General features: G+C 56.1%; 24 protein-coding genes. 11 read left to right on the top strand and 13 right to left on the bottom strand.

Annotated elements, in window-relative coordinates; translation table 11 throughout:
• The first annotated feature begins 159 nt into the window (after positions 1–159).
• Positions 160–1,731: an FAD-binding oxidoreductase gene (locus tag EUU25_RS13795; protein WP_158901905.1), complete on the top strand. Its 1,572-nt coding sequence runs from the start codon at positions 160–162 to the stop codon at positions 1,729–1,731.
• On the opposite strand, the gene EUU25_RS13790 is transcribed toward EUU25_RS13795, so the two are convergent.
• The 6 genes from EUU25_RS13790 to EUU25_RS13765 form a co-directional block, all read right to left on the bottom strand.
• A complete protein-coding gene (locus EUU25_RS13790) occupies positions 1,728–2,138 on the bottom strand; it encodes a hypothetical protein (RefSeq protein ID WP_158901903.1) in 411 nt (136 codons plus the stop codon). The two genes, EUU25_RS13795 and EUU25_RS13790, sit on opposite strands and share 4 nt — an antisense overlap.
• 25 nt (positions 2,139–2,163) lie before the next feature.
• Positions 2,164–4,338: a phosphoribosylformylglycinamidine synthase subunit PurL gene (gene purL / locus EUU25_RS13785; protein ID WP_158901901.1), complete on the bottom strand. Its 2,175-nt coding sequence runs from the start codon at positions 4,336–4,338 to the stop codon at positions 2,164–2,166.
• Between the two features lie 51 nt (positions 4,339–4,389).
• Positions 4,390–5,028 carry a hypothetical protein gene (locus tag EUU25_RS13780; protein WP_158901899.1) on the bottom strand — a complete coding sequence of 213 codons (639 nt, stop codon included), beginning with the start codon at positions 5,026–5,028 and terminating at the stop codon, positions 4,390–4,392.
• 777 nt (positions 5,029–5,805) lie between these two features.
• Positions 5,806–6,600: an SDR family NAD(P)-dependent oxidoreductase gene (locus EUU25_RS13775; RefSeq protein ID WP_158901897.1), complete on the bottom strand. Its 795-nt coding sequence runs from the start codon at positions 6,598–6,600 to the stop codon at positions 5,806–5,808.
• 44 nt (positions 6,601–6,644) lie between these two features.
• Positions 6,645–7,781 (bottom strand): acyl-CoA dehydrogenase family protein, encoded by a 1,137-nt coding sequence (locus EUU25_RS13770; protein WP_158901895.1) that lies wholly within the window; start codon positions 7,779–7,781, stop codon positions 6,645–6,647.
• A 2-nt stretch (positions 7,782–7,783) separates the two neighbouring features.
• On the bottom strand, positions 7,784–8,944 hold the full coding sequence (locus EUU25_RS13765) for an acyl-CoA dehydrogenase family protein (protein WP_158901893.1): 1,161 nt from the start codon (positions 8,942–8,944) through the stop codon (positions 7,784–7,786).
• 198 nt (positions 8,945–9,142) lie between these two features.
• Here EUU25_RS13765 and EUU25_RS13760 point away from each other — a divergent pair, with 198 nt between their 5' ends.
• Genes EUU25_RS13760 through EUU25_RS13730 form a run of 7 tightly spaced genes read left to right on the top strand, consistent with a single transcriptional unit; the run spans position 9,143 to position 16,828 of the window.
• Positions 9,143–10,558, top strand: coding sequence for an MFS transporter (locus EUU25_RS13760; RefSeq protein ID WP_158901891.1), 1,416 nt, complete (start codon positions 9,143–9,145; stop codon positions 10,556–10,558).
• A gap of 35 nt (positions 10,559–10,593) precedes the next feature.
• Positions 10,594–11,877: an acyl-CoA dehydrogenase family protein gene (locus EUU25_RS13755; protein WP_158901889.1), complete on the top strand. Its 1,284-nt coding sequence runs from the start codon at positions 10,594–10,596 to the stop codon at positions 11,875–11,877.
• Complete coding sequence (locus EUU25_RS13750) at positions 11,874–12,962, top strand: Zn-dependent alcohol dehydrogenase (protein ID WP_158901887.1); 1,089 nt, start codon at positions 11,874–11,876, stop codon at positions 12,960–12,962. The genes EUU25_RS13755 and EUU25_RS13750 overlap by 4 nt, the downstream gene beginning before the upstream one ends.
• Positions 12,959–14,038, top strand: coding sequence for a phosphotransferase family protein (locus EUU25_RS13745; protein WP_158901885.1), 1,080 nt, complete (start codon positions 12,959–12,961; stop codon positions 14,036–14,038). Before EUU25_RS13750 ends, EUU25_RS13745 begins: the two co-directional genes overlap by 4 nt.
• A gap of 26 nt (positions 14,039–14,064) precedes the next feature.
• Positions 14,065–14,847 carry an SDR family NAD(P)-dependent oxidoreductase gene (locus EUU25_RS13740; protein WP_158901883.1) on the top strand — a complete coding sequence of 261 codons (783 nt, stop codon included), beginning with the start codon at positions 14,065–14,067 and terminating at the stop codon, positions 14,845–14,847.
• Positions 14,847–15,641: an SDR family NAD(P)-dependent oxidoreductase gene (locus EUU25_RS13735; RefSeq protein ID WP_158901881.1), complete on the top strand. Its 795-nt coding sequence runs from the start codon at positions 14,847–14,849 to the stop codon at positions 15,639–15,641. The genes EUU25_RS13740 and EUU25_RS13735 overlap by 1 nt, the downstream gene beginning before the upstream one ends.
• The gene (locus EUU25_RS13730) at positions 15,638–16,828 is read left to right on the top strand and encodes a serine hydrolase domain-containing protein (RefSeq protein WP_158901879.1); all 1,191 of its coding nucleotides are present in this window, start codon (positions 15,638–15,640) and stop codon (positions 16,826–16,828) included. The genes EUU25_RS13735 and EUU25_RS13730 overlap by 4 nt, the downstream gene beginning before the upstream one ends.
• Here EUU25_RS13730 and EUU25_RS13725 read toward each other — a convergent pair.
• From EUU25_RS13725 to ispG, 6 genes are read right to left on the bottom strand one after another with little or no spacing between them, the layout of a single operon-like run.
• On the bottom strand, positions 16,807–17,745 hold the full coding sequence (locus EUU25_RS13725; RefSeq protein WP_158901877.1) for a hypothetical protein: 939 nt from the start codon (positions 17,743–17,745) through the stop codon (positions 16,807–16,809). The genes EUU25_RS13730 and EUU25_RS13725 overlap by 22 nt on opposite strands.
• A 10-nt stretch (positions 17,746–17,755) precedes the next feature.
• Positions 17,756–18,658 (bottom strand): DMT family transporter, encoded by a 903-nt coding sequence (locus tag EUU25_RS13720; RefSeq protein WP_158901875.1) that lies wholly within the window; start codon positions 18,656–18,658, stop codon positions 17,756–17,758.
• Positions 18,658–19,176: a thioredoxin family protein gene (locus tag EUU25_RS13715; RefSeq protein WP_158901873.1), complete on the bottom strand. Its 519-nt coding sequence runs from the start codon at positions 19,174–19,176 to the stop codon at positions 18,658–18,660. Before EUU25_RS13715 ends, EUU25_RS13720 begins: the two co-directional genes overlap by 1 nt.
• Positions 19,173–19,667, bottom strand: coding sequence for a GNAT family N-acetyltransferase (locus EUU25_RS13710; protein WP_158901871.1), 495 nt, complete (start codon positions 19,665–19,667; stop codon positions 19,173–19,175). The genes EUU25_RS13715 and EUU25_RS13710 overlap by 4 nt, the downstream gene beginning before the upstream one ends.
• A gap of 10 nt (positions 19,668–19,677) precedes the next feature.
• Entirely contained in the window at positions 19,678–20,688 is a 1,011-nt protein-coding gene (locus EUU25_RS13705; RefSeq protein ID WP_158901869.1) for an amidohydrolase family protein, read from the bottom strand.
• Between the two features lie 55 nt (positions 20,689–20,743).
• On the bottom strand, positions 20,744–21,883 hold the full coding sequence (gene ispG, locus EUU25_RS13700; protein WP_158901867.1) for a flavodoxin-dependent (E)-4-hydroxy-3-methylbut-2-enyl-diphosphate synthase: 1,140 nt from the start codon (positions 21,881–21,883) through the stop codon (positions 20,744–20,746).
• Positions 21,884–21,991: 108 nt separating this feature from the next.
• Here ispG and EUU25_RS13695 point away from each other — a divergent pair, with 108 nt between their 5' ends.
• Genes EUU25_RS13695 through EUU25_RS13685 form a run of 3 tightly spaced genes read left to right on the top strand, consistent with a single transcriptional unit; the run spans position 21,992 to position 24,485 of the window.
• Positions 21,992–22,543: a phosphatase PAP2 family protein gene (locus EUU25_RS13695; protein ID WP_158901865.1), complete on the top strand. Its 552-nt coding sequence runs from the start codon at positions 21,992–21,994 to the stop codon at positions 22,541–22,543.
• 27 nt (positions 22,544–22,570) lie between these two features.
• Positions 22,571–23,602: an isoaspartyl peptidase/L-asparaginase family protein gene (locus tag EUU25_RS13690; RefSeq protein WP_158903431.1), complete on the top strand. Its 1,032-nt coding sequence runs from the start codon at positions 22,571–22,573 to the stop codon at positions 23,600–23,602.
• A gap of 46 nt (positions 23,603–23,648) precedes the next feature.
• Positions 23,649–24,485, top strand: coding sequence for a S1/P1 nuclease (locus tag EUU25_RS13685; protein WP_158901863.1), 837 nt, complete (start codon positions 23,649–23,651; stop codon positions 24,483–24,485).
• Between the two features lie 9 nt (positions 24,486–24,494).
• Here EUU25_RS13685 and EUU25_RS13680 read toward each other — a convergent pair whose 3' ends face one another.
• Positions 24,495–25,748 (bottom strand): hypothetical protein, encoded by a 1,254-nt coding sequence (locus EUU25_RS13680; RefSeq protein ID WP_158901861.1) that lies wholly within the window; start codon positions 25,746–25,748, stop codon positions 24,495–24,497.
• Positions 25,749–25,863: the final 115 nt, after the last annotated feature.

Raw genomic sequence — 25,863 nt, 5'->3', positions numbered from 1 at the left:
GGCGCAATCCCCAAAATTCCGTTCCTTATCGACGGGTTAACCTCTTTTTCGATTGCGTCGGGCGACTAAGCCTGAAACAATCCCCTTGGTCGTACCGGCAATTTTCGGCTTGAGTCCAAAGGACCATGTCGCCTTTTGGAGGAAAGGGGAGGGGTACCCATGCCCGACACATTCATCGACAGCCGCAATGCGGCAAATTGGGTCAATCATCACGAAAATGTCAGCGTGCCCGTCGCAAAAATACTGACGGTACGAAATGAAACCCCGAAGTCGCCATCCTTTGCCGGAATGAAAGCAACGGCGGGTCGGTTACAGCAGGTCATCCGGGATGCAGTAGCCGCCGGGAAACGCATCAGAGCTGTCGGCGCGCACTGGTCTTTTTCTGACATTCCGGCCGTAGCCAATGGCTGGATAGTCGAGACCAATAAACTCGACTGGCGTTTTGCCTTTACCGCCAGCGACATCCATCCAGAATCCCGCGTGACGCAGGACGAACTTCTACTCTGCCAATGCGGCACGCTTATCGCGCGGATCAACGAAACGCTGGAATCGCCCAACAATGTTCTGCCCAACAGCCAGCGGCGTAAGGCTTTGCGCACGTCCGGCGCGAGCAACGGCCAGACTATTGCTGGTGCTTTAGGCACTGGAGTGCATGGCTCGGCATTGGATGTCGGGGGCATGGAAAGCCAGGTTGCCGGTATCCAACTGTTGACTGCGAACCGCAATATGTGGATCGAGCGCGCGAGCGCACCTGTCATGAACGACGGCTTTGCCGCCCGGCTTGGCGCAGAGCTTGTGCGCGATGATACACTTTTTGAAGCCGCATTGGTCAGCCTCGGTTCGCTCGGCATCGTCCATTCGGTGCTTATCTGCGCAACAGGACGGTATCTGTTAAATACGTCGCTACGGCGTATCCGCTATGGGCAAGTCAAGGCAGCTTTGAATTCGCTCGACTTCCGGGGATCTGGCATTCCCGACGAAAGCCGCCGCCCCTATTTTTTCCAAGCCATCATGGACCCCGATGATCTTTGGGAAGAAGGCGATCGGGCCAAGGTGTTTTGCACGGTCCGATACAAGGAAGTATGCGAGCCCAACCGGCAGGTGGCCTATAATCTGAAAAAGGAAAACACCGACGGCACTGACCTGCCCAAATTGATTGGCGACATCATCAAATTGGATCCAGCGTTCCGCGACTTGGCCACTTGGTTGCTGATGGAGATAATGCTCAAAGAGCAAAGCGAAATAGGCAAGCCGGAAAAATGGAAAACGCCCGGCCAAGCATACACGTTCACCGACGCGCGTCGCGGTGTGGCAAGTAGCGGATTCGGCGTACCCCTAGCGCAGGTTAGCAATGCGTTGGCGATTATGGCCGAAGCCTTCCGCTCCCACAAAAAGGCAGGGGTCGTGCTTACCTGCCGCTATGTACAAAAATCTCCCGGGATATTATCCTTTACCCGTTATGATCCGACCTGTGTAATCGACATTGATGGTATTGATTCGACGGCGACACAAAAGTTGATCAAACTGGTCGCCCAACGCTTTGAGGCGGCTGGAATGCCATTCACAATGCATTGGGGCAAAACGAACCATTTGACTAAGGCCCGCGTGCGCGCCGCCTATGGAGGAAATGTCGACCGATGGAATGCCGCACGGCGAATTATATTGCCCGATCAAGCGGAACGTGACGCCTTTTCCAACGATTTCATCGATGCCGTGGGGCTGAACGCCTAACGCCGGTCCTTACGGATCATCAGCTTCAGTCCGGACCATACGGCATCGACCGCGCAGACCTTTACGTCCACAAGGTCACTGTTGGGTAAAATGATCGCGCGGATCGTATCTTCGGTAATGTCTGTGGTAACCTTGGCAGCTTTCTTTGGCCAACTGACCCAGATAAAACCGGCCGGGTCCAGCACCTTGCGTAGCGCCTCCAGCTTTTCGCCCAAGGCGATTTTGTCGGTTACAAACAAATGTGCCGCGTGAACACCGGAGGTCGGCACAAGCTCTTCGGATAGGGCCAGCCCCGCCTCTCCGATTTCGGCTCGGACGCTATCAGGCATGGAATCAAACCACACACGCATCCCGTCTTTGTAGCCTAGTTTTTGAACAAGTGGCTTACCGGAATATCCTGTGGTCATGGCAAGGATAAGCCGGTGGGAGTGTTCATTGTTCCATCCACTCTTTGAAGAAGCTGTCATGCGCTGCATGCAGGTCAGCCAATTCAACGTCGGCAACCTTGGTTCCACCCACCGTGCCGATTGCCACTGCATTTGGCACAGTTACGCCTGGCGGCGTTGTTAAAACATAACGACCCTGATCTTCACCAAAGGCCTGAACTGTGTCTAACGCCGCCGAAAGTGTGCAGCCTTTTTTCCCCGCCAGCGCCATCTCCGTCAGCGCGACCAGAAGGCCGCCATCGCTGACATCATGGACAGCGCTAACTGTACCTCTCGCAATAAGCTGCCGCACCTGCTCGCCTTGTTGCCGCTCTAAGTCCAGATCGACCACAGGGGCATCGCCATCTTCACGGCCAGCAATTTCACGCAGCCATAGCGACTGCCCGAGATGCGTACCTACTTGGCCCAAAAGCCAGATGACATCGCCTACCGTCTTGAACCCGATTGTCGTCATCGTGCTCACATCTTCGAGCACCCCCACGCCACCGATAGCAGGCGTCGGCAGGATCGCGCTTCCGCCACCCGTCGCCTTACTTTCATTGTAAAGCGAGACATTGCCGGACACGATTGGGTAGTCGAGCGCACGGCACGCGTCCGCCATGCCTTCCAGACAACCCACAATTTGCGCCATGATTTCGGGGCGCTGCGGATTGGCAAAGTTGAGGCAATTGGTGATGGCCAGGGGCGTTGCGCCAACTGCACTAATATTGCGATACGTCTCCGCCACCGCTTGCTTGCCACCTTCATAGGGATTGGCATAGCAATATCGTGGCGTGCAGTCCGTACTCATAGCCAGCGCGCGATGAGTTCCATGTATGCGGACCACGGCCGCGTCACCGCCTGAAAGTTGCGCGGTATCTCCGCCAACCTGACTATCATATTGCTGCCATATCCAGGCGCGTGAAGCCAGGTCCGGGCAGGCCATCAGCTTGAGCAGGTCTGCGCCGATGTCGGTGCTGTCGGGAATATCGCCCAACGGCTTGACCTTGGCCCAAGTTTTATACTCATCTTTCGAGGCGGAAGGCCGATCATATAGCGGAGCATCTTCAGCAAGCGGACCAAGCGGAATATCGCATACCACTTCGCCTTGCCACATCAGCACCATATGGCCGGTATCGGTCACTTCACCGATGACGGCAAAGTCGAGTTCCCATTTGTCGAATATTGCCTTCGCAAACTCCTCGCGGCCCGGTTTCAGGACCATCAACATGCGCTCCTGACTTTCGGACAGCATCATTTCATATGGGGTCATCCCCTCTTCACGGCATGGCACTTTATCCATGTCGAGAATGATGCCGGCTTTGCCATTAGTAGCCATTTCCACACTGGAACTGGTTAGCCCTGCGGCACCCATATCCTGAATGGCAACAATGGCGTCCGACGCCATCAGCTCAAGGCACGCCTCAATCAGGAGCTTTTCCGTGAAGGGATCGCCGACCTGAACTGTAGGCCGTTTTTCTTCAGTATCTTCGCCAAAGTCCGCTGACGCCATGGTCGCACCGTGGATGCCATCGCGGCCGGTCTTGGAGCCCACATAAACGATGGGGTTGCCCACGCCCGTTGCGGCCGAATAGAAAATCTTGTCTTGGTCAGCGATGCCCACGGTCATCGCATTGACCAGGATATTACCATCATAGGCCGGATGGAAATTGGTTTCACCGCCTACGGTCGGCACGCCAACACAATTGCCATAGCCTCCGATGCCGGCAACGACGCCCTGTACCAGATGCTTCATTTTGGGGTGGTCAGGCCGTCCAAAACGCAAGGCATTCAGGTTTGCAACGGGACGCGCGCCCATCGTGAATACATCGCGCAAAATTCCGCCAACGCCCGTCGCTGCGCCCTGATAGGGCTCAATATAACTGGGATGATTATGCGATTCCATTTTGAAGATCGCTGCAAGCTTGGTGCCGTTCGGCCCATCGCCAATGTCGATAACGCCGGCATTTTCGCCAGGGCCGCAAATTACCCACGGGGCACTGGTCGGCAGTTTCTTCAAATGAATACGCGAGGATTTGTAAGAGCAGTGCTCCGACCACATCACCGAGAATATTCCTAATTCCACCAAATTAGGCTCGCGCCCCATCGCATGCAGGATGCGCGCATATTCTTCTTCATTCAGACCATGGTCGGCGACGATTTGGGGTGTGATCTCGGACATGGATGCGCCTTAGCGAGGGAGCAGGATTTTGGCCAGTGGCTTTGGTTCGTTTCAGTCAGAAGCACTGCGGGCCGTCCACCAAGACGCCAAGGTGACAAGACCGAACGCGACAAAGGCCAGCAGGCTGGTTCCCAATGTTACCTCCGGTTCGACCGGCCCGAACCAGTTCACCGCTTGGAAGGCAATCAGCAATCCCGCCAAAAGCAACAGCGGCAACCTCTTGGGTTTCGCTTTAATGGCAAAGAACCACAAGGCCCCGAACGTGAGGATGAGTTCCAGTGGCATTTCGATACCCGGATGGTTCCACAACCCCAATCCCAGCTTCGGCGCGCTACCCGCCAAGGTCAAATCAGGGACATGGACCAGCAGATCCAGAAACCAGTGCGACAGCACCATCAAAGCAGAAATGATGGCAGCTGTTCGGTTACGGCTTAGGATGAAAACAAGAGCGGCGAAGCCCGCCGCCCACAAAGCCGACCCGAGAAGGCTGTGCGTATAGGGCATATGGTAAAGGTCCATGGGATTCATCACAGAAATCCCAGGCGTGACCCGCATGGCTTCGATCCCGAATATCAGAAGAAGGAAAAAGGCCCAGTCCACCAATTGCGCGGCAATGAAGAGAACTGGCAGACTTGGCGCCTCCTTGTGCGTTGCTGCCACCATCGCCGGCGCCCAATGTCCTATGAACATATGCTTTTCTCCCCCAACCGGCCCATTATGCACTGCAAAAACAGGATTGCCTATCCGTTGAGTCGGCTTTGGATGTTTCCAGCCTTTCAAGGATTTTGACGGGAGCAAAATAAATGGGCGCTGGTATTGCTACCAGCGCCCACTGCGTCTGAGGTTGGAAGTCCTTGGCCCAAGGGCCATTCTTTCCGCTGTCTGACGTCCGGTTCCCCAACTTGGCCCGAAGGCCTTGTTGGTTCGCCTTGGCACTTTGGGTATCCCACCCGGCGTTGCGTCATTTGCATGATGCCGCACTTGATGTTCGTTTTCTTTGTGCCCACCGCCTCTGCTACATTTCCTGAGTCTTGCGACCAGACTGCCTGCTGATTTGGTGATCCTGCATTTCCTCTGTTCCGCTCCACTTTCCCGTTTCCGGTCCGGTTTTGCATCGTAGCGGTCCTGCCTGATGACTTAAAACTGTCATGACTTTCCGAGTCGCGCAAAGGGGAAAAAGACGACTTATCCACAGGCGAGCGGATTTGCGGTGGACAAAATGGAGAATAAGATTTTGCCGATGACCGGCCCAAACGAATACGGCCCTCACGCCGTGCATGAGGGCCGTTCGATTCAACCGGGGGCGAGGGAGAGAGGAGGAGAGAGCCCGCCGGTTAAAGTGCGTTTCGGCAATCTCTTGCCGTTGAGTTCCAAATAATCAGGCGTTGCTTTTGCTGCAATTGCGAAAAGAATTGGGCGAGTTGCATGTTTTGCAACTCGCCCAATTTCCGTAACGTCACGTTGCGATCAGGGTGCGATGCCGTTCCCTGGCAAACTGGAATAAGCAATGCCGCCATCGCATGCGAGGGTGTCGCCGACGATATAATCGCCGGAACGGGCGGCTAAAAAGATCGCAAGCCCGGCCATATCTTCGGGCGTTCCGATTCGCGGAAACGGAATATTCTTGGCAACCGCATCGGCGTGATCGCGCGCGGCCTTGTTCATTTCGGACTGGAAAGCACCCGGTGCTATGCCGCTTACCAGAATGTTATCCTTGACCAACTCTGCGGCCAAACGACGGGTCAGGTGGATAACTGCAGCTTTTGACGCTTGGTAGGCGTAGGTCTGCCACGGGTTGATTTTGATCCCGTCGATCGACGCAATGTTGATCACCTTGCCTGGCCGTTCAAATGTTGCCGCCTTCTTCATCAGCGGATGCAGCGCCTGTGTGAGGAAAAACAATCCTTTCACATTCAGGTCCATGACCCGGTCCCACTGCGCGTCAGTGACAGTACCAAAATCTGCGCCCCAAGCTGCACCCGCGTTGTTGACGAGAATGTCGACCTTTTCTTCTCGCTCGGCGATCTGGGCGGCAAGGGACTGACAACCTTCGACGGTCGACAGATCACAGGGCAGTCCGATGACTTTGTCTCCATATTCTGCGACTGTGGCTTCAATCTGGTCCACCTTACGCGCGCTAATGTAGACACGGGCACAGCCTGCATTCAAATAGCCTTCAACTATCATCTTGCCGATTCCGCGCGAACCACCAGTAACAACCGCGACACGATCATTGAGATTGAAAAGAGTCTGTAAATCCATGTGTATTCATCCTTTTAAAGCCCCACAAAAGAAGGGCATGTGACTCAATAGCCGTTCATCGTCGCCACGCGGTCGGCATGATAATAGGCGTCGCCAAAAAACTCGTTGAGGCTGCGGTCCCGCTTCATATAAAGGCCGATATCATATTCATCGGTCATGCCGATGCCACCATGCATCTGTACGCCTTCCCGCACGGCAAGATTGCAGGCAAGGCCCGCCTTTGCCTTTGCGGCAGCTACATAAAGCTCGGCCTTGGCGTGACCTTCGTCCATCAACGACTGGGCCTTCAGCACGATGGAACGCGCGCCTTCCATCTCGCCGTAGAGATGCGCGGCGCGGTGTTGCAGGGCCTGAAACTCGCCGATCACGCGATCAAATTGCTTGCGGGTTTTCAGATACTCAAAGGTCATATCCATCGCACCGGAACCGACGCCTACCATTTCGGCGGCTGCGCCTACACGGCCCGCATCAAGCACCTTGCGCAAGACTGACCAGCCGCCGTCGACTTCCCCGATAACGGCATCGGCATCTACCTGTACACCCTCCAGTGTCACATGCGCGGCCATGGCCGAGTCGACCAGCCGTGCGGCCTCCATCGACAATCCGGCCGCGTCCTTTTCGACCGCGAATAGGGTCAGCCCGTCGGTCTCTCCAGCCGAACCCGCTGTGCGAGCCGCAACGATCAACATGTCAGACGACGTGCCTTGCACGACGAATTGCTTATGGCCCGACAGTTTGAAGCCATTGCCGCTGCGCTCCGCTTTGCAGGCTGTTTTTTCAGGCCGGTGTTTGACCCCTTCATCGATGGCGAGGCCAATCACGGTCTCCCCAGCCAAGATGCCCGGAAACCAGCGGTCGCGCATGCCCTTGTCTGCCAGCTTCAATGCCTCGACTGCCGCGACAGAGGTAGAAAGAAATGGCGAGGGCGACAGATTGCGTCCGATTTCTTCCAGCACGATACCCGCTTCAATATGGCCCATACCCATGCCGCCATCGGCTTCGGGAATTAGGATTCCGGTGAAGCCCATTTCAGCAAATTCCTTCCACAAATCATGGCTGAAGCCATCTTTGCATCCCATATCGCGGAACTTGCGAAAATGGGTAACCGGCGCTTCACTCGCCATGAAGTCACGCGCGCTATCGCGCAGCATGGTCTGATCGTCGTTTAGTGTCATCGCCATGATTACGCTCCCGGCATTTCAAGAATACGTTTGGACACAACGTTCAACATAACCTCGCTGGTGCCGCCTTCGATCGAGTTCGCCTTGGTCCGCAACCAGTTACGCGCTTTGGATCCGCCATTGGAGCGTTCACTTTCCCATTCCAGAGCCTGCGAACCGCCGATCGACATGACCAACTCGTTCCGTTTCTTGTTCAGTTCGGTGCCAACATATTTCATCAAATTCGAATAGGCAGGATGGGCCTTGCCGGTTTTCCATTCGTCCATGAAACGTTCGCCATGGGCACGGAAGGTCAGATTGTCGACATCGAACAACGCCATTTGCGCGCGCAAAACAGGCTCTTCGGCCAGTACAGCCTTCATCGCAGCGCCGATTGATGTTACGCCGCCATCGCCGCCCATGCCGGAAATCATCTCACGCTCATGCCCGAGCAGATATTTCGCAACGTCCCAGCCGCGGTTCAATTCGCCAACAATCTGATGTTTGGGCACGACCACATTGTCGAAAAAGGTCTCGCAAAAGGGCGAGTTGCCGGAAATCAACTTAATTGGCTTTGTTGAAACGCCCGGGGTTTCCATATCAAACAGCAGGAAACTGATGCCCTGATATTTGTTCGTCTTGTCGGTACGGACAAGACAGAAAATCCAGTCCGCCTTGTCGGCGTAAGACGTCCAGATTTTCTGGCCGTTTACTACCCAATGGTCGCCCTTATCCTCGCCATAGGTTTGCATCGATACAAGGTCGCTGCCTGATCCGGGCTCTGAATAACCTTGGCACCAGCGGATTTCACCGCGCGCGATTTGGTTCAGGTAATGCACTTTCTGCTCTTCGGTGCCAAATTTCAGCAGCGCGGGTCCAAGCATCCAGATGCCAAAACTGTTTAGAGGGCTCCGACAGCCCAGTTTCGCCATTTCCTGACGCAGAACCTTCGTTTCCTGAGGACTAAGACCTGCGCCTCCATAGGCCTTGGGCCAATCGGGGACAGTGTAGCCCTTGGCCGCGCAACGCTCCATCCAGAGTTTTTGGGCTTCGCTTTGGAACTTGAAATTGCGGCCACCCCAGCAGATGTCTTCGTCCCCTTTTACCGGGGTTCGCATTTCGGGTGGGCAGTTTTCTTCGAGCCATGCGCGCGCTTCGGCGCGGAATGATTCAAGGTCGGACATGACGCTCTCCTATTAATTGCTTGGCTAAATTTTGGGCTGTGGCGCGCGGAAAGGCAAGCGCTTATCGGCGAGCGAAGCATGCCGTAACGTCATTTCCGCACCGATTGACAGGCAAGGCCGCGGCCCTAGCATAGGTGCAGGAATGAGGAGCCCCCACCGCATGCGATTCGCCGCATTTTCGAAGATTCTGTTCGTCGCATGACCGCTACTGCTCGGCTTCCACGATCGTTAAAAGTGATTCACGGCCTCGGCTCGGTCGCTTATGGGATTAAAGACAACGGTTTTTCTGTCTTCTTGCTGATATTCTATAATCAGGTGCTCGGTATCGATGCAGGCATCGTAGGTACGGTCATCATGGCGGCATTGATTTTCGATGCCTTTGCCGATCCGATAATCGGAGAACTCAGCGACAGGACGCAAAGCAAATGGGGTCGCAGGTTACCGTGGCTGTATGCGTCCGCTATCCCCCTCGGAGTCATTTGGATGCTCCTATGGCATCCGCCTGAAATGGATCAGACGGGCACAATCATCTGGCTTTTCTGCACAGCCGTTCTGGCACGCACACTTGTGTCGATGTGCGAGGTTCCGTCCATTGCGCTCGTCCCGGAAATCACCGCCGACTATGACGAGCGAACCCGTTTGATGCGGTATCGCTTCCTTTTCGGCTGGGCTGGCGGATTACTTATTCTCATCTTTGCCTATGGCATTTTCTTCACCGGACCCAAGGGTGTCAGCGATCCTGTCGGTTATGACGCCTATTCGCTGTGCGGTGCGTTGATGATGACGGGCGCAGTGCTGATTTCGGCGCTGGGACAGCATAAATGGGTGGCAACGCAATCACCCCCGGCGCCGCGCGGTGCCGGGCTGCGACACGCGCTGACCGAAGTAAAAGCGACGTTGTCCAATCGCGCATTTCTCTGGCTTACGTCAGCTGCGTTATTTGGCCTGATTAATCAGGGCATCACCTTTGCTTTGTCCAATTACCAACTCGCCTTTCTTTGGCAGCTCGAACAAATGCAGATGCTCTACTATGCATTAATGCTTTTCGGGACAGTCATCGTCGCCTTCGTCGTCGTACCGCCTTTGTCGGGCCGTTTGGGCAAAAAAAACGCTGCGATCCTGCTTGCGATCATTTCCCTTACCTTCAATTCGGCTATGTACTTAGGTTGGTTGCTCGATCTGGTCCCAGGCGCGCCGGACAACCCTTCGATTCTGTATATGTTCTCCTTCCTCATCGTGTCGAATGGCGCAGCCGTTGGAATGATGATGCTGACATCGTCGATGATGGCCGATGTGGTCGAAGCCTCGCAGCAGGAGACCGGCCGTCGTTCCGAGGGCCTGTTTTTCGCTGGCTATTTCTTCATGCAAAAATGCGCCGTAGGCATCGGGACATTCTTTGCAGGTATGATTCTGACTTTCGCTAATTTCCCGCAAGAAGCAGTACCCGGCAAAGTCAATGCCGCCGTCCTCGACGGGCTTGCGCTTTACTATATGGTCGCGCTGGCGACGCTCGGGATTATCGGCATATCCATCTTGCGGCACTTCCCAATTTCGCGCGAAAGTCACAATGAACGCTTGCGTGTCTTGAACAGTAAGGCAGAGTCTGCCAGTTAACCGTCCAATTAAATTTTAGAAGAGGATGTTGAGTCATGGATTTCGATCTCACCGAAAAGCAAACCTACTGGCGGGATCGCATTCGCGATCATAACGAGCGCTTCATCCGCCCACGCGTCGCCGATTATTATGCCGAACAAGCAACCGGTAGCCGCTGGAAAGTCCTGCAGGTTGTTGAAGAGGAAAAGGCTCGCGCAAAGGCTGCAGGCCTTTGGAACCTTTTCATGCCGCCAACGTCGGGCCGTGTGCACGTAGACGACAGCGTGGCATTCGAAGGCCCCGGTCTGACAAATATGGAATATGCCTTGTGCGCCGAAGAAATGGGCCGAATTGGCATGGCGTCAGAAGTTTACAACTGCTCCGCACCTGACACAGGCAATATGGAAGTATTCCTGCGCTACGGCACTGCCGAGCAAAAGCAGAAATGGATGATCCCGTTGATGAACGGCGAAATCCGCTCGGCCTTTTTGATGACCGAGCCGGCCGTTGCTTCGTCGGATGCCACCAATATCGAAACTTCGATCCGCCGCGAAGGTGACGAATATGTATTGAACGGCGTGAAATGGTGGTCCTCGGGCGCTGGCGATCCGCGCTGCAAAATTGCTATTGTGATGGGCAAGACCGATTTCGAGGCCAAACGGCACGCACAACAGTCGATGGTATTGATGGAACTGGATGCCCCGGGCGTGAAGATCCTCCGACATCTGCCAGTTTTCGGATATGACGACGCACCGCATGGGCATATGGAAATCGAACTTAAGGATGTCCGTATTCCTGCTTCCAATATGCTGCTTGGCGAAGGCCGTGGTTTCGAGATCGCGCAGGGTCGCCTCGGACCTGGCCGTATCCACCATTGCATGCGCACTATCGGAACCGCTGAAGAAGCGCTCGAAAAAATGTGCAAGCGCCTGCAAAGCCGCGTCGCATTCGGCAAGACCATTGCCGAGCATAGTCTCTGGGAAGAACGCATCGCCCGTGCCCGTATCGACATTGAAATGACTCGTCTGCTCTGCCTGAAGGCGGCAGACATGATGGACAAGGTCGGCAACAAGGCAGCGGCTGCCGAGATCGCTATGATCAAGGTGCAGGCACCCACCATGGCGCTGAAGATCATAGACGATGCCATTCAGGCGCATGGCGGCGGCGGCGTATCCAACGACTACGGCCTTGCTTATGCCTACGCTGGACAGCGTACCTTGCGTCTTGCCGATGGTCCGGACGAAGTCCATGCGCGCGCAATTGCCAGGATGGAACTGGGCAAGCATGGCGGGCATGGCAAAGACGGCATGTCGAGCGGTGACATCGGGGTAGCCCGGTGAAAGCAGCCGTCCTGATCGAAGCGGGCAAACCGCTTCAAATCGAGCAAGTGAACATTGCCAACCCCGGGCCGCATGAGGTGCTTATCCGCACCGCGGCCTGTGGGCTGTGCCACAGCGACCTGCACTTTATCGAAGGCACCTACCCGCATCCCCTGCCGGCCATTCCCGGGCATGAGGCGGCAGGTATTGTCGAGGCGGTCGGTAGCGAAGTGCGGACCGTAAAAGTCGGCGATGCTGTCGTCACCTGCCTCTCTGCCTTTTGTGGCCATTGCGAATATTGCGTCACCGGACGGATGTCTCTGTGCCTTGGCGGCGAAACTCGTCGCAAGCCCGGCGAAGCGCCAAGGCTGACACGACCCGATGGCAGCACTGTGAACCAGATGCTCAACCTGTCGGCCTATGCCGAGATGATGTTGGTTCATGAACATGCCTGCGTTGCCATTAATCCCGAAATGCCGCTGGATCGTGCTTCGGTCATCGGCTGCGCCGTGACCACGGGCGCCGGAACAATTTTCAACGCCTGCAAGGTGACGCCCGGTGAAACCGTCGCTGTCATCGGCTGCGGCGGAGTTGGTCTTGCGACCATCAATGCCGCCAAGATTGCCGGTGCGGGACGGATCATTGCCGCCGACCCCATTCCGGAAAAGCGGGCGCTGGCTATGAAGCTGGGTGCGACGGACACCATTGATGCAATGGCGGATGATGCAGCTGCGCAAATTCAGGAATTGAGCAAGGGAGGCGTTGACCATGCGATTGAAGCCGTCGGCCGTCCTGCATCGGGCGAACTGGCCGTCAAATCACTGAAACGCGGAGGTACTGCGACCATTTTGGGTATGATGCCGCTGTCGCATCAGGTTGGCCTTTCGGCCATGGACCTGTTGTCGGGTAAGAAATTGCAAGGGGCGATCATGGGTGGCAACCGCTTCCCGGTCGATATTCCGCGCCTCGTTGATTTCTATATGCGCGGATTGCTGGATCTCGACAGCATCATTTCCGAAACCATTCCGCTGGAACGTATAAATGAGGGATTTGACCAAATGAAACGTGGAGACGCGGCGCGTTCGGTCATCATATTCGACCAATGACGACACAAACACCTATTGATGCCCAAAAGGCTTTTAGCGGCACGGTTGCACCGACAGGCGCTGACATATTGGACGCAAGCAAACTCGCCGATTGGATGAGCGCCCATGTCGAAGGATTTGAAGGACCGGTCGAGGTCCTCAAATTTGCAGGTGGCCAATCCAACCCGACCTATCGCTTGAATGCAAAAAGCGGGTCCTATGTGTTGCGTCGCAAACCCTATGGCCCGTTGCTCCCCAGTGCCCATGCGGTGGATCGTGAGTATAAGGTTATCGCTGGGCTTTATCCGACGGGATTTCCTGTCGCGAAACCCTACGGCCTGTGCACTGACGATGCCGTTCTTGGTAGCTGGTTCTACGTCATGGGCATGGTTGAAGGTCGCACGATCTGGGATGGCGCCATGCCCGGTTCGAACGCCACCGAGCGCACGGCAACTTACGAGGCCATGATCGATACCTTGGCAGCGTTACATAATGTAGACGTTGAGGCCGCGGGCTTGTCCGATTTCGGCAAGCCCGGCAATTATTTTGGGCGGCAGGTCGAACGCTGGACCAAACAATATCGCCTCGCCGAAACCGAAGTGATGCCGGAAATGGAGCGACTGATCGAATGGCTGCCCAAAACCCTGCCTGAACAGACGCGAACCAGCGTCGTCCATGGTGACTATCGTATCGACAATATGATTTTCGATGCAAAGAAACCTGTCGTCCGGGCTGTGCTGGATTGGGAACTGTCGACTTTGGGTGACCCCCTTGCCGACTTCACCTATGTCGCCATGGCATGGGTAACGCAAAATGAAGGCCGCTCGGGAGTTATGGATCTGGATCGAGCCTCGCTCGGCATTCCGGAACTTGACGCTATGGTCGAACGCTATTGTGCCGCCACCGGCCGCGACGGCGTGCCCGATATGAACTGGTATTTCGCCTATAATTTCTTCCGTCTTGCCGGAATTATTCAGGGTATCAAGAAACGGGTGATAGACGGCACCGCCAGTTCAGCGCATGCACAGGCGATGGCCGAACGGGTTTTCCCGTTGGCCGAGTCCGCTTGGAAATTTGCGGAAAAAGCAGGGGCCTAAGCCCTTCGTTAAAAAGGGAGAGACAAATGTCGCTATTCGACATGACCGGCCAAGTGGCCGTAATCACCGGTTCATCGCGAGGTATCGGGAAAGCGATTGCGTGGGAAATGGCCGAACAAGGTGCCAAGGTCGTTATTTCCAGCCGTAAGCTCGATGTCTGTCAGGAAGTTGCAGCCGACATCAACGGCAAATATGGTGAAGGTACCGCAATTGCTATCGCCGCCAATATTTCGTCGAAGGAAAGCCTCCAAAATCTGGTCGATGAAACGCGCAAGTCCTTTGGCAGAATCACAGCGCTTGTCTGCAATGCGGCATCCAATCCTTACTATGGACCGATGGCCGACATTTCGGATGACGCATTTCATAAGATTCTGACCAACAATATCGTCGCCAACAACTGGCTGATTTCGATGGTCGCTCCGGAAATGGTGGAGCGCGGCGAAGGTTCGATAACCATCATTTCGTCCATCGGCGGCCTGAAAGGTTCCTCTGTGATCGGCGCCTATTGCATTTCCAAGGCGGCCGATATGCAGCTCGCCCGTAATCTGGCAGACGAATATGGCCCCAAGGGCGTTCGCGTGAACTGCATTGCTCCGGGATTGATAAAAACCGATTTTGCGAAGGCGTTGTGGGATGATCCGGCAACGCTGAAACGGTCCACGGCAACCGCATCGCTCAAGCGAATTGGCGAGCCCCACGAGATCGCAGGCGCTGCAGTTTTTCTGGCATCGCCAGCAGGGGCCTTTATGACGGGTCAGACAATGGTGATCGACGGTGGCGTCACCAGCAGTGGTGGAGGAGTAGGTTGATGGGTGCTTTGGACGGCAAGGTTGCCATAATAACTGGCGCAGGATCAGGTATTGGCCGCGCATCGGCGCTACGCTTCGCAGCCGAAGGCGCCAAAGTCGTTTTGGGCGATATGGCTGCATCGGTGCATGAGACTGCTGAAATGATCGGCGCTGCAGCGACCGCTGTGCAAATGGACGCAGGCGATGAAGCCGATGTATCCGCCCTTGTCGCCAAAGCAATCGAACTGCACGGACATCTCGATATCGCCTTTGCCAATGCCGGAATCTCCGGCGGTATGGAGGGTATCTTCGATAACACGGTCGAGAATTTCACCAGCGTTTTGCGGGTGAACCTCATTGGTCCGTGGCTGATGGTAAAGCATGCGGGCAAGGCAATGGTTGATGCAGGACATGGCGGGTCCATCATCTTGACTGCCAGCGTTGCCGGTATCCGTTCCGGCGCAGGTGGACCACCCTATTCGGCATCCAAGGCTGGCGTCATCAATTTGGCCATGGTGTCGGCTCAGCAATTGTCGGGCACCAATGTTCGTTGCAACGCAATCTGCCCTGGCCTGACCGAAACCGGTATGACCAAGCCAACATTTGATTATGCCAAAGAAAAAGGCGTCACCGACAAAATCGGCCGGCTGAACCCGCTACGCCGCGGTGCGCAGCCGGAAGAGCTAGCCAATGTGGCGCTGTTCCTTGCCAGCGATCAGGCCAGCTATGTCAATGGGCAAGCTATTGCGGTTGACGGCGGCCTTTCCAGCTCCCATCCGGTAACCCGGCAATTGACAGGACAAACAGCAGTATGAGCGCGGATGAACTAGGATTCCTACCGGACCGGTTGGCCCGGATACCGGAATTTGTGCAAGCAAATTATCTCGACAACGGGAAGCTTCCTTTTGCGTCGTTACTGATTGGTCGCGGCGATGATATTGCGCTCAGTTGGAATTCAGGCGTCGGGGAAGACGCCATCTTCCGCATTGCCTCGATGACCAAGCCCATAACGTCGGTCGCGTTCATGCAACTGGTCGAGCAGGGCAAGGTCGCACTGACGGATCCGGTGGCCAAATATATACCGGAATTTGCCAAGCTCGGCGTCTTTGTAGCCGGCGGTGGCAATGTACCGTTCGTGTCGCGCCCGCCTGCATCGCCCATGCGCATCGTTGACCTCCTGCGTCACACGGCCGGGTTCACCTATAGCTTTCAGGAACGCAGCAATATCGACGCAGCGCATCGCAAGACGGATGTCGAAAGCTGGAACCGTAACACGTCGCAGAGCTTTATCGACATATTGGCGGACATACCGTTGGAATTCGACCCGGGAACCGAGTGGAACTATTCGGTTGCGACCGACATTGTCGGAGTGCTGATCGAACGAATTAGCGGCCTGAGCCTTCCTGACTATTTCCGGCAACATATCTTTGCGCCACTCGGAATGGACGACACTGCCTTCATGGTACCCGCTGATAAGGCCGGGCGCCTCCCAGAGGCCTATGTTTTCGATGCAGAAGCGAAATTGAAGCTGTCGGACAAGGCAGGCCCCGAAAGCCTATGGGCCAAAGGCTGGTCATTTAACTCCGGCGGCGGTGGCCTGGCTTCGACGGTCGCGGATTACCATCGCTTTTGCCGCATGCTCCTGAATGGCGGCGCATTGGATGGCGTTCAGATTATCAGCCCCAAAACGTTGGAATTGATGACAGCGAACCATCTTCCCGGCGGTAGGGATTTGACACAAATGTCAAAATCGCTTTTCAGCGAAGCGGATATGGCGGGCATTGGTTTCGGTCTTGGTTTTGCCACAACGATCGATAGCGCTGCTACGCTCGTCCCTTGCTCCAACGGTGATTTTTATTGGGGCGGAATGTATTCGACCGCTTTCTTCGTGGACCCGGTTGAGGATATCATCATGATCTTCATGACGCAGTTGATGCCCTCCACTACGTATCCGGTACGGCGCGAAATCAAGACGATGATCTATTCGGCTCTTGCCGCCTGAAGTTGTGCAATAGCGCGGCGGGTCGAGGCGACGTAGCTTCCGCCGTCATAGCGATAGGTGCCGATATAATGGATGAAAGCCGGGTGCGGCGGTAGGTCCTCTTCCCAATGGTTGGTATAGCGGTCGTACGGCAGCTGGATCGGATCGGGATCATTGGCGATCACAAAGTTGGACGCGGCTTGTTCGCTGCCCCATTCGCTGAAGCGGGGACCCACAGCCCGGCCGGCGTCCTGCGCAAAGCGCTCGGCCATGGCGCGACCGCTGGTCGATCGCGCAAAACCGGCAAAGCCTGCGCACCCGCGAATATATTTAAGCCCGGCGGCACCCGGCACATCACGCAAGGATGCTTCGATAACAGATTGGATATGTGGATAGATGGGGCCATCAGGATAGATGGTGTCGATCATCTGCGGGATGGTCATGAACCCATGCTGCGCATCCTCGACTCCGCCTCCTAAAGTGAAACTGCGGTTCGCATCAATGGCCGCAGCAATTTCAGGAACAGGGCCAAGCGTAACGGTATCGGAGTCCAGCTGGATCACATAGTGGTCAAGCCGCAAATCCAATATGGCAAGCAGCCGTTCCCAGCAATTGCCTTTGGGGCAAGGGGCAGTGGCGATATCGGCAAAGGTCAATATTTGTGGGTTGCCGCAATGGTGCGCCAGATGCGCCTTATCCACCGCAGTCAATGTACCGTCATCCAGCAGCATGATCTTTCCCCGCTGCAGATGGGCATTGAGTGATTTGGCTGCGACCAGATAGGGCAACATAACCGCCGTTCCGATCATCGAAAACAGGATGACACCATCATCGCGGGGCTGGATCGGCGGCGTGTCCAATATCGACCGCACCGCGCGGCCATGCTGCCACGCGCCGAATCTGCGGCCCAATGCCGACCAATATTCTGCGACGGTCATCCCGCTTCCCTTAAACCGTAGCGATTTCGACTTGATTAACAGGGGTCGGTTTTGCCCGTGCGGCGATTAAGCTGCCACATATAATGCACAGCGTACCGAAGAGCACGGGCCAAGTGAGTTTTTCCGCGAAGAACAACCAGCCAAAAAGCGCGGCCCAAACAAAGCCGGTATATTCGACCGGGATCAATATCTGCGCCTCCGCCCGCGCATAGGCCCAGCTAAGAAGCAGCAGCGATATCGTTGCGAGAACTGCTGCACCCGCCAACATCGGTGCTTTATCAATCGGCATAGGCATCAGGAACCAAGGCGCCGCAAGGCTGAGCGTCGCGGCCACAAACAGGTTCTGGAAAAAGGCGATTTCGATAGGTCCAGCGACTTGCGCCTGTTGACGCGCCAGGATCAGATTATAGGCAAAGACCACCGCAGAGAAGAGCACCGCTGCGACGCCCCACATTTGGCCTAGCGTATAATGACCGCTGAACCTCCCGGCCAATATAACGGCGACCCCTGCAATGCCCGCAACCGATGCCCAGATCGCTTCGCGGCCGACTTTCTCACCCAATAACACCGCCGCCAAATAGAGCGCAATTACCGGCGCGATAAAGCTGAGTCCGATGGCTTCGGCCAAAGGCAATTGGGTGATCGACCAGAAGAAGCTGACCGCCATGACCGATACGATAACACTACGCCAAAGATGGAGCTTAAGCACGGCAGCCTCCGGCCAGCGTTGTCGCGTACCGACAAACAGCACCCCCATGAACAGCGCGCCCAGACAGTTGCGCCACATCACCGCGTTGAACGCGCCCAGCGCAAGCGCGAGGTCTTTCATCGCCGCATCCATCAGCGAAAAGGTCGCAATGCCTGCGCAGGCAACCGTAAATGGTATCGCCGGACGGGGATGCAGCCCGGCCATCAGGTTTCAGGTTCGAACGTCGCGAAATAGCGGTAGATTTCGTCCTCGCTCCGGCTTGCCGCATTGCGCCAGCCGATAGCATCCTTTTTGCTGTTCATGCGCTCGCCATCTGCGGAAACGATCAGGAGGAGTGGCGTATTTTTGACTTTGCGGATGCCAAAACGCTTCGCAATGTCCAGATTACGACCCTTGCCGATTTGCGGCGTTCCTACATCGACATAGACGATGGTATAGCGGTCGCGCATCATGTCCTTGAAGCGGGGCGTGTCTAACCATCCGGCCAGACCAACGCTGTCGTGGCACCAGTTTGCACCCAAGATAACCAGCACCGTCTTGCCATCCTTCTTCGCATCGGCCAGCGCGCGGTCGACATCGGCTTGCGCGTTGCTCTCGGCGATAAAGGCTAAGGCTTCTGGATTTGATTGGCGTTCAGCCGCAGCGGCGGGTTGTTGGGGCAGCGATGCTTCCGGCTCAGGGGCTGCAATCAGCAGCAGGCTGAGCAAGAGAACGCCGGTCATACTTCACCCGCCAATGCGGCCAGCGCATCGCCATCGACGCGGAACGTCGTCCATTCATCCATGGGCTTGGCCCCCAATGCTTTGTAAAAGCGGATGGCGGGTTCGTTCCAGTCAAGCACCCACCATTCCAGCCGCGCGCAGTCACGTTCGACCGCCAATTGCGCCAATCGTTGAAGGAATGCCTTGCCAAGCCCTGCACCCCGGGCCTCGGGCCGCACGAACAGGTCTTCCAGATAGATTCCAGGCTTTCCTTCGAAGGTCGAGAAATTGTGGAAGAACAATGCGAAGCCCTGCGCCGCGCCGTCCACTTCGCCTATCAGAACTTCGGCATAGGGACGCCCCCCTGCACTCTGGCCAAACAGCCGTTCGCCAAGAGCAGCCTCGTCAAAGCGAACTTCATGCGCCAGCCGCTCATATTCTGCCAGATCGCGAATAAATTGGGCGATCAGGGGAAGGTCGGCGGGCGTCGCCATCCGGATTGCATGGTTCATCTGATTTACTTCACATCGATTGATGCTTGGCAATTGTTGCCGCATCCAGCCTTAGAAAACGCGCTGCATTATTATACAAAATGTTCCGCTTTTGCGCCTCATTTAGAAAGGGCGCGTCCTTGATAACCTGAATGCTGCGCTCAATAGTTTCAGGCCAAACCATCTGGTCCGATCCGAACATGATCCGTTCGCCGAAGCCAGCATCGACCAGCGACTGTAGATAGCGGTAAAAGGTTGGCCGTGGCTGGGTATAAACAATTACACCGGTATCCAGATAAACCTGCGGATGCGCGTAGAGAAGCGCCATCGTATCATCGAGATAAGGGAAGCCGGCGTGCATGACGTTCACGCGCAACTTGGGATGTTTCACGAGCACGTCCTCAAGCAATGTCGGGTTTGAAAGCTTGGCCCGATAGCCACTTCCCGGGAAATACGCGATGCCCGGCGCACCGGGACCCATGTGGATTGCAACGGGCACATCATTCGCTTCGGCTGCTGCCCACAAGTCCTTGAGCCGCGCGTCGTCCGGAGCGATGCCTTCATATTGGAAACCCAGTTCGCCCAACACTGTAATGCCGCCACTTTTCTTGATTTCGGCCAATTCCTTGCCGAATTCTGCCGGAATGGGCAGGTCGGGCATTAGGCTGGGCATGACGCGATCCGGCGAAGCCGCCTTCCACGCCTGCAGCAATTTCATTCGGCCGCTGACCACGCCGAAGACATTATGTTTTTCCATTATGGCAAGAGACCGGCGCATGACCTCTTCCGTCGTTTCAGGCGACCAGATGGGATCGGTGCAGTTCGGCTTTTTGAACGTCCCTACAAACATGTCGAGGATCGTCTTGCTATTGTCCCATGTCGGCATCGGATTGAGCGGAGTGCACATCGCCAGTGGAGGCGGCCCCTGATCATCGGCCGTCAGCGCATGGACATGCATGTCAATGATCGGCTCGCGCGCCGCAACATTCCCTGCATAGCCAAGCAGTCCGGCAGCCACCACGGCCGATAACATTTTCTTCATACACGCAAACTCCCCTGATTTGAATTTCAGGGGATTGCACCTCGTCACTTATGCGTCAAGCGGCCTTACCGTGCAGCGTATCCATGCTGACGCTTGCCCCTGCGTCAATCTCCGCCGCCTTTGCTTCGACCAGCTTGACGATATGGCTGATCATGTCCGCATCCTCGACATGGTGGTCGGTCACGCCCGACAGATAGACCATATGTTTGCCGTTGCCGCCGCCTGTGATGCCGATGTCGGTTTCGCGCGCTTCACCCGGACCATTAACGACACAACCCAAGACCGAAAGGCTCATCGGTGTCTTGATATGGCCGAGTGCATCTTCTAATTTCTGTACTGTGCGGATCACGTCGAAGCCCTGCCGCGCACAGCTTGGGCAGCTCACAACCCGCACGCCACGTGTCCGCAGGCCAAGTGCTTTCAAAATTTCGTAGCCGACGCGCACTTCCTCTTCGGGTTCCGCCGACAAGCTGACACGGATGGTATCCCCAATTCCGGCCCACAACAAATTGCCCAGACCAATGGAGGATTTAACCGTCCCGCCAATCAGGCCGCCGGCTTCGGTAATCCCCAGATGCAACGGACAGTCGACGGCCTCGGCAAGACCCATATAGGCGGCCACTGCCAGAAACACGTCCGATGCCTTTACAGCGACCTTATATTGGTGAAAGTCCCGGTCTTGCAGCAATTTGATATGGTCGAGCGCGCTTTCGATCAGCGCTTCAGGACAAGGCTCACCATATTTTTCCAGCAGGTCTTTTTCCAGACTGCCTGCATTTACCCCGATGCGGATGGCGCAACCATTCGCCTTGGCCGCATTTACAACCTCGTTTACCCGCTCGGCCGAGCCGATATTTCCAGGGTTGATACGCAGGCAGGCCGCACCTGCGTCCGCTGCCTCAAGGGCGCGCTTATAATGGAAATGGATATCGGCAACGATGGGAACATGCGCGGCACGCACAATCTGCTTCAGCGCCGCGGTGCTTTCGACATCCGGGCAGGACACGCGAATAATATCGGCACCTGCATCTTCGCAACGACGGATCTGGTCAATCGTCGCGGCAGCATCGCTGGTCAGCGTGTTGGTCATGGTCTGTACGGTGATGGGAGCATCCCCGCCGACGGGTACATTGCCGACCATGATCTGGCGGGACGAGCGGCGCGCAATATCGCGCCAGGGGCGTATCGAAGACATGGCTTTGCCTATACTAGCCCCATCACAGCAACGCAATCAGGCTTCTCTGGCTTATGCGGAAATGCGTCACTATAACAATCCACGGGGTCTTAATTGCGGAGCTTAAATATGAAATATTCTCGTACTGCCGCGGTGATTCTGGTTGCGACCACCATCGCTCTTCCCGCCGCTGCGCAAGCGAAGGACGAAGATGCATGGGCAACGGCCAGTGATGTTGGTGCCTATGGTCTGACGGCCGTTGCACTGGGCCTTCCGCTTATAAAGGGCGACGAACAGGGCGCTTTACAAGCCGCAGGTTCAATCGGCGCTGCCCTGCTGGTCACGACCGGACTTAAGGAAACCTTTCCGGAACTGCGTCCCGACGGCAGCGACCGCAAAAGCTTTCCATCCGGACATACCAGCCGTGCCTTTGCCGCGGCGGCGACAATCTACAACCGTGAAGGTCCCGCTGCCGGTATACCTGCAATGGCCGTCGCAAGTTTCGTAGGGGTTGCCCGTGTTCAAGCGGACAAGCATTTCTGGCACGATGTGCTGGTTGGTGCAGGGATCGGCATGGCTTCGGGATTTCTGATTACCCGGCAGCGCAGCGAAAAACAGGCGATGATTGTCCCGTGGGGCGATACCAAAAGTGCCGGTGTCAGCGTAGCTATGCGCTTTTGAATCCGTGCCCATGGAAAAGGACAAATGATGCGTGCTTTTTTCAGTTCAATATGGTTGCTGTTGATACTATCTGTCGGCGCACCGCTCGCGGCCCATCCCGGTACGCACACCCATGATCTAAAGGACAAAAAAGTGGCTGACAAAAGCTGGACCCTCGTAATTCATGGCGGCGCGGGCAGCATGACCCGCGGCAAATTAGCTCCCGAACAGGACAGTGCCGCGCGCGCGGGCCTCGCCAAAGCGTTGGAAGAAGGTTCGGCTGTCCTGGAAAAGGGTGGCAGTGCGATGGACGCCGTGAGCGCCGCGATCATGGTGCTGGAGGATGACGAGCATTTCAACGCGGGTCGCGGCGCGGTTTTCACCTATAAGGGCGTGAATGAACTCGACGCGTCCATCATGGACGGCAAGACACTGGGCGCTGGCGCCGTAACCGGTGCACGCTATACCAAAAATCCGATCCTGCTCGCACGCGCCGTGATGGAGAAAAGTCCGCATGTGATGTTGAGCAATGAGGGGGCTGATGAATTCAGCCGCGAACAAGGCTTGGAACAGGTGAACCCGGACTATTTCGCGACACCCGAACGCTGGCGCCAGTTGGAAGAGCTGAAGGCGAAGAAATTGGGCTGGTATGATGTCGATTTGAAATATGGAACGGTTGGGGCCGTTGCCGTCGATAGCGAGGGTAATGTGGCCGCCGGGACCTCGACCGGTGGCCTGACCGGCAAGCGCTGGGGACGTATCGGTGATAGTCCGGTCATCGGCGCGGGCAATTATGCCGACAACCGCGCTTGCGGCGTTTCCGCCACGGGGGCCGGCGAATTTTTTATCCGGCTGGGCGTCGCGCATGAAATCTGCGCGCGGATGCGGATGTTAGGTGAAGATGCGAAGACCGCTTCGGATCATGTCATCAAGGAACTTGGTTTATTGGGCGGAACCGGGGGCGTCATCGTCACCGCACCTGATGGAACCGCAACTTTCGCCTTTAACACGCCCGGCATGTATCGCGGGAAGGCGACGAGCAAAGGTGAAAAAGTCGTCGCGATATATGGGGATGAATGAAGGATAGCGCTTCCCTTTTCGGACGAGCACCGCTTTAGCAGCGCATATGAACCGCCTTCTCGCTGCACTATTTGCCCTGATCATTCCTCTCGCCCCAGCACAGGCCTATTGGGAATATGGGCATGAAACTGTGGCCCAAATCGCCGAAACCAATATGCCGGCAAAAACCCGTGGCGCAGTGCAGCGCCTGCTGCGTGCCGCGCCTTTATTAGGGACGCCCCAATGTCCCTTGCGCAATATGAAAGATGTGAGCGTTTGGGCAGACTGTATCAAGGGTGACCGGATGCGGTGGGGCTATACCAACAGCTGGCATTACCAGAATGTCGATATCTGCAAGCCGTTCGACCTCAAAAGTGCATGTGCGGATGGCAACTGCGTTTCGGCGCAGATCGACCGCAATGTTGCTCTTCTCAAGAAGCGGACGTTACCTGCCCATATTCGTTTGGAGGCGTTGGCTTTTCTTGTTCATTTTGTCGGCGATTTACACCAGCCGTTGCATGCCGGGGACCATGAGGATCGGGGCGGCAATGACCTGAAGGCCAGCTATGGCATCATGCCAGGCTATAATCTCCATACGGTGTGGGATGGCTTGCTCGCCGACCGCGCGCTGTCTGCCGCACCCTCCATCGTCCGGCTTTTTCCTGCCGATGAAAAGGCAGCGATGGCGGCGGGCACAACGCGGGACTGGAGCATGGAAAATTGGGCTGTATCGCGCGACATAGCTTATCGGCGGGCGGTCGATGGCGACCCTTGCGGTCCAAAGCCGCAGGGACCGGTCACAATAGACGAAGCCGATGTGACCGCATCGCGCGCCGCGTTGCGCTTGCAAGTCGAACGGGGTGGATTACGTCTGGCAAGGTTGCTTGAAGAAGCTCTGTCCTGACCCATGCGGTCACGGACGCCAGTCCTCAAAATGAGTGGCAGGTTTTGCATCACGTGTGGTGACCAGATAGTCGAACCCGTTCACGATGAATCGCGCCATCTCCGGCAAGTCGCGCTTCTGTTTTCCCGATAGGCGAAGGCGGATCGCCGTCATAGGAATGACCACATGACCCGTTGGTGGCAGGGCATCTACCGATAGCCCCGCCGCGGTCAACAGCGCACCAACGCCTTCGTCCTCATATGGCTTGACCGCTGTCACTCGGTTTTCCGACGGGGCAATGGACCGGACAGACCCTGCAATCGGAATGAAGACGATGTGGAGCGACTTTTTCCCATTTGCAGCGGCAAGACCCGGCAATAGCGATCCCAGATCGTAAATTCCGACCGGCGTGGTTCCGCGACCTAGATGATAGGCGCCCATTTTCAAAAGAACCTTGGGCGCGCGACCTGCCTTTCGATAATTTTCCAGAAAATATCCCTGCATCAAGGCGCTGCGGGACTCGTTTGATGCCGCATAGGAACCACTGTTGTTCAATTGGTATATCTTGGCACTGACCGCAAGCGCTTCGATCAGTTTGAGCGCCTCAGGGTCGTTGGCAAAGGTCTTGGACAGTTCGGCAAAATCCTCTGTGTTCGCCTTTGCCAGCCAGGCATTGTCGAATTCGAGTTTGGAAAGCGCAATCCGGTCGGCTTCCGTAATGCCCATCAATTTGCTGCGTGCGGCCTTGTCGTGCGTTCGGGTGGCAAGCCCTTCCAAGAGGATCATCGGCGCGCCCATAAATTCCTGATCAATGCCCCACAGGCGCGATGTGCCATCGGCGTCGAAAAATCCGGCGGCAAGAGTTGCGTCTTCGACATTGCTGGTAAAAGGCATGGCAAGGCCTTTGCCCCTCAACCCGGCGGCTACAATTTTGAGTCCGGCCAATGTGCTGTTGCCCGAAAAGTGGCGGTGCAGCCAGTCGGCGCTAAGAGGTCCTATTTCCGCCGCATGATATACCGGCATGCCCAAACGCTGCATGTCAGCGGCCAATGCCTTTGCCAGCATCGGCGAATCGGCAAAGCCATGGTCTTCGCCCAAAGCCACAAATTGGGCGTCGACGAGTTCGGCCTTTATCCGTTCGCCACCCGGTCCGGAAACGCCGCTTTGCGCAAAAGACAGAGGTAAGACCTCCACCGTAGGAATTGCCGCATCCGGCTCTGTCGCCGATAAAGGAGCTATCCCAAGGAGCAGCGCGCCTATCACACCTAGTGCGCTCTTTATCACATTATCTCTCCTCTCTGTATCGAGTTGTGTATTATACATATAATACAGCAGATCACAACATGGATAAAAAAGCTGTGCCGTGAAGGCGAAAGCGGTTTAACTGGCATCTGATTCA

Source organism: Sphingorhabdus lacus, from assembly GCF_009768975.1.
GTDB lineage: Bacteria > Pseudomonadota > Alphaproteobacteria > Sphingomonadales > Sphingomonadaceae > Sphingorhabdus_B > Sphingorhabdus_B lacus.
Note: the sequence above shows the minus strand (reverse complement) of the source record. Positions and strands in the feature narration are given on the sequence as shown.